Origin of the sequence: Bradyrhizobium sp. 45 (assembly GCF_023073155.1) — a bacterium.
In the GTDB taxonomy this organism is placed as follows: Bacteria; Pseudomonadota; Alphaproteobacteria; order Rhizobiales; family Xanthobacteraceae; genus Bradyrhizobium; species Bradyrhizobium canariense_D.
On record NZ_JADPIX010000089.1, the window covers coordinates 1 to 508 of the forward strand.

The following is a 508-nucleotide window of genomic DNA, read 5'->3' on the forward strand; positions in this document are numbered from 1 at the left end:
GAAGTACGAGAAGGCCGCCGATTGCCTGAGCAAGGATCGAGACACGCTACTGGCGTTCTACGACTTCCCGGCCGAGCACTGGAAACACTTGCGGACGACCAACCCCATCGAAAGCACCTTCGCCACCGTTCGCCACCGCACCATCCGATCGAAGGGCTGCCTGTCCAACAAGACGGCACTCGCGATGGTCTTCAAACTGCTCGAGGCCGCGCAGAGAAGCTGGCGTCGTCTCGATGGCCACAACCAGTTGCCAAAACTCGTTGTCGGTGTGACATTCAATGATGGGATCGAGGTCATCGCCAAGCCGACCGACCGCCAGCCCATAACCGCCGCCGCCTGACCGGCTCCGGCCATCACCAAAATTTGGCGATAGCTCATCTGCCAACGAACCAGACCGGCCCGGCGCGCCAAGACGATCGACGCATTATCAGCGGTATCATTCACATGCTCCAGTGCGGCGCACGCTGGCGCGATTGCCCGTCCGACTATGGCCCTTACACGACGATCT

Annotated in this window: 2 protein-coding genes; both read left to right on the forward strand. The window is 60.6% G+C overall.

The features are described 5' to 3' along the window. Positions 1-340, forward strand: a 340-nt coding sequence (locus IVB42_RS14025) for a transposase (protein ID WP_247469853.1), incomplete at its 5' end; no start/stop codon positions are given. 23 nt (positions 341-363) lie between these two features. Further along, positions 364-508: transposase (locus IVB42_RS14030; protein WP_247470460.1), on the forward strand; the 145-nt coding region annotated here is incomplete at its 3' end.